The sequence below is a fragment of the Micromonospora sp. CNB394 genome (assembly GCF_000374985.1).
Lineage (GTDB): Bacteria > Actinomycetota > Actinomycetes > Mycobacteriales > Micromonosporaceae > Micromonospora > Micromonospora marina.
In genome coordinates this window covers 1-2,930 of record NZ_KB895898.1, presented here as the reverse complement: position 1 = coordinate 2,930, position 2,930 = coordinate 1, and the positions used below count along the sequence as shown (strand labels likewise).

Genomic DNA, 2,930 nt, shown 5'->3' with positions numbered 1-2,930 from the left:
GGAACCTCCCTTCGAGTCCCTCCCAGCTGAACTGGGGATACAACAGAGCGCCTCGCGGCGCACTTCGTGCGCTCGACCACCCACCGCTTGCCGACGTGGACCGGGGCGGGTACTCCCTTGCGCGCGATCTCGGCGTCGAAGCCGATCTCGTGGCCGATCGATGGGCAAGCGTATCCGCAGCCAGACAGTGCTTTGGCTGATCTTCGAGGTGCCCCCGGCAGGATTCGAACCTGCGACACACGGTTTAGGAAACCGATGCTCTATCCCCTGAGCTACGAGGGCGCGAGGGCCTAGTCTAGCGACCTGGGGGTTCACCTGGGGTGGCAGGGAGTGGCCCACGGTCACCCACGTCACCCGTACCCCCGTTCGCCCAGCCCAGGACCACCCCCGGAGCACACAAACCCGGGTTTGCGACCGGCGGTCGGCCATGGTGGCCCGCGTTGGCACCGGTTCACCCGGGTTGGCATCCGCTGGAGAACACACACAGCCATCCCCACTCCCGGCCCTGCAGGCACGGCAGCCCCGAGCATGCCGCCGTCGCCGTCCGGCACCTCGGACAAGATGTGCGAGAACCTGGAGTATCGATCTTGTGGTCGGACGACGGTGCCATGCCCGACGCGGAGCGCTCCTGGCGAGTTTGTAGCCGAACGGCGGCTGTGAACCGGCTCCGCCGCCGCGACTGCCGTCTGCACGGCAAGGGCTTGAAGGGCCTTCGAGGGCGTTGCTGACTACCGGCCGCACGGCGCACATCAAGGGCTTGACCGACTGGCAGTAGGTCAAGCCCTTGATGATGGTTTGATGCGGCCACGGGCCTGGCACCTGAGGGACAGATCCGTAGGAATCAGTCCTCCACGACGGGATGCAGCGGTGACAGGAACGGGTCGAGGCGTTCGGTGATGCCACCCCGGGCCATGACGTGGACCAGGAACGCGTTCGGTCCGGGAGGAACAGGCATCTCCTCGTCCTTTTCGTAGAGGAGGCCATAGGAGCCCGGTAGCCGTCGTGCCACGAACTCGAGCACCTGGCGCATCCCCGCCGCCTCGTCCCGACGTCGGTTCGCCACTCCGTGCAGAAGCAGGTGGTACTCCCCGTTGAGTACCGTCACCTCCGCCGAGACATTCGTCGGGAAGTCCAACCCGGCTATCATCACGTTCAGCTCATCGATGATGGCGTTGAGTTGGCCGGTGTCTGACTCCTCGGTGGTCTGTGCGAGGCGGAACCATCCGTGGAACTCGTACACGTCACCCTCCGAGCGGTCTGGTGTCGATGACGGGCTCGATGCCGTATCGGACACCGTATTCGTGCAGCTTCCTGATTACTCCACCCGCGGGTGGCCCCTCGAAGTGGAAGTATGGCACTCGTCCGGTCTCGATGGCCTTCTCGAACGTCGCCTTGGCCTGGTTTCGGAAGTCCGAACCCATTTTGTAGTTCGCCGGCTTGGACTGCGCCACGTAGCGGTGGCTCACCGCGTCGAACTCCCGGCCACGAGGGTCGAACTTCACCGACGGACGCCCGCCAATTCGGGCCGCGAGCGCGATCGCCGCGGGATCATTCACGTTGACGTCAATCAGCTCGGTCGGCGTCCGCCCGACGTAGGCGCGCTTCGGGAAGCCGCCACTCGTTATTCCAGGGCATTGGGCACCGTTGAGCAGCCCGCCCGCTCGACTACCCGGGTATCCGCCCACGCCGCCGAACGCCGCTCCCCAGAGGAAGTCGTGCCCGGCGTCGCCGTAGCTGTACGGCTGGCCCGTCCAGGCCGCCACCCCGGAGCCGTAGAGCGCGCTGCCCGAGCCGCCGACGACCGCGGAGGTGGCGACCTGGCGCACGCCCGACTGGGAACCGGCGGCCAGTCCGCCGTACAGGCCGGTGCCCGCGCCTCCGGCCACGCCCATCGTGGCACCGGTGAGGGCACCGGCCGCCGCGCCGACGACCACCTTCTTGATGCAGGTGTTGCGGTCGTCGCCGCTGATCCAGCAGTCCACGCCACCCACGGCCCCACCGACGATGCCACCGATGATCGCTGTACAGACGATCGCGCACTGCCCCGTCGGATCGGTAAGAGGCCGCGCATATAGGTCAGTGGGCGCGGGGCGGGTACGAGTCGGGCACAGGCTTCCGTGATCATGAAGGTTCCTACACCCAGTGACCATCGGAACGCCTGTGCCCGCTGTCCCATCATGGCTGAGCGATCCCCTGTGGGACCAGTTCGCCGCGCTGTTGCCTGCCCGACCCGCCGTCGATCCGACTCATCCGCTGGGCTGCCACCGGCGACGCGTCGCTGACCGGATCGTGTTCGACAAGCTCCTGCAAGTCCTACGGTTCGGCTGCTCCTACCAGGGCATCGCCGACCCCACCTGCTCGGCCACCACGATCCGCAACCGCCGCGACGAGTGGATCCACCTCGGCGTGTTCGCCCAGCTCAAGAAGATCGTCCTGGACGCCTACGACCGCATCGTCGGGCTGCTCCTCAACGACCTCGCCGTCGACGGCTGCATCACCAAAGCCCCCGGCGGCGGCGAGGTCGCCGGACGCTCCCCCGTCGACCGCGGCAAACAGGGCATGAAACGCTCCCTGATGGTCGAAGCCCACGGCATCCCCCTCGGACGTGTCCTGGCCGGCGCCAACCGCCACGACTCCCCACTGCTCAAGCCCACCCTCGACCGACTCGACGACCTCGGCCCACTACCCGAGGACATCACCGTGCACCTGGACGCCGGCTACGACTCCGCCGCCACCCGCACCCTCCTGCACACCCGCGGCCTGACCGGCAAGATCGCCCGCAAAGGCGTCAAAACCCCGATCCAAGCCACCCGCCGCTGGCACGTCGAGCGCACCAAGTGCGCCGCGAGGCGCTCTGTTGTATCCCCAGTTCAGCTGGGAGGGACTCGAAGGGAGGTTCCTGGGTCGGCTGGCTGACCTGGATCCGAAAG

The 2,930-nt window shown here is 67.2% G+C and carries 3 protein-coding genes, 1 tRNA gene and 1 pseudogene; 1 reads left to right on the top strand and 4 read right to left on the bottom strand.

Features of this window, described 5'->3' with window-relative positions; translation table 11 throughout:
- Positions 1–65: 65 nt before the first annotated feature.
- The 4 genes and pseudogenes from C569_RS33525 to C569_RS33950 form a co-directional block, all read right to left on the bottom strand.
- Positions 66–149 (bottom strand): annotated as a pseudogene (locus C569_RS33525) (IS5/IS1182 family transposase); the annotation flags it as partial.
- Between the two features lie 60 nt (positions 150–209).
- Positions 210–282, bottom strand: a tRNA-Arg gene (locus C569_RS0129405).
- A gap of 559 nt (positions 283–841) precedes the next feature.
- Positions 842–1,240: an Imm7 family immunity protein gene (locus C569_RS0129400; RefSeq protein WP_018789269.1), complete on the bottom strand. Its 399-nt coding sequence runs from the start codon at positions 1,238–1,240 to the stop codon at positions 842–844.
- Between the two features lies 1 nt (position 1,241).
- The gene (locus C569_RS33950; RefSeq protein WP_196806826.1) at positions 1,242–2,150 is read right to left on the bottom strand and encodes a restriction endonuclease fold toxin; all 909 of its coding nucleotides are present in this window, start codon (positions 2,148–2,150) and stop codon (positions 1,242–1,244) included.
- Positions 2,151–2,160: 10 nt separating this feature from the next.
- Between C569_RS33950 and C569_RS31630 the strand changes: the two genes are divergently transcribed.
- Entirely contained in the window at positions 2,161–2,916 is a 756-nt protein-coding gene (locus C569_RS31630) for an IS5 family transposase (protein WP_081636084.1), read from the top strand.
- The last annotated feature ends 14 nt before the right edge of the window (positions 2,917–2,930 follow it).

Coding starts and splice junctions, on each gene's coding strand:
- C569_RS33950 (WP_196806826.1), bottom strand. CDS start 2,150: ATGGTCACTGGGTGTAGGAACCTTCATGATCACGGAAGCCTGTGCCCG.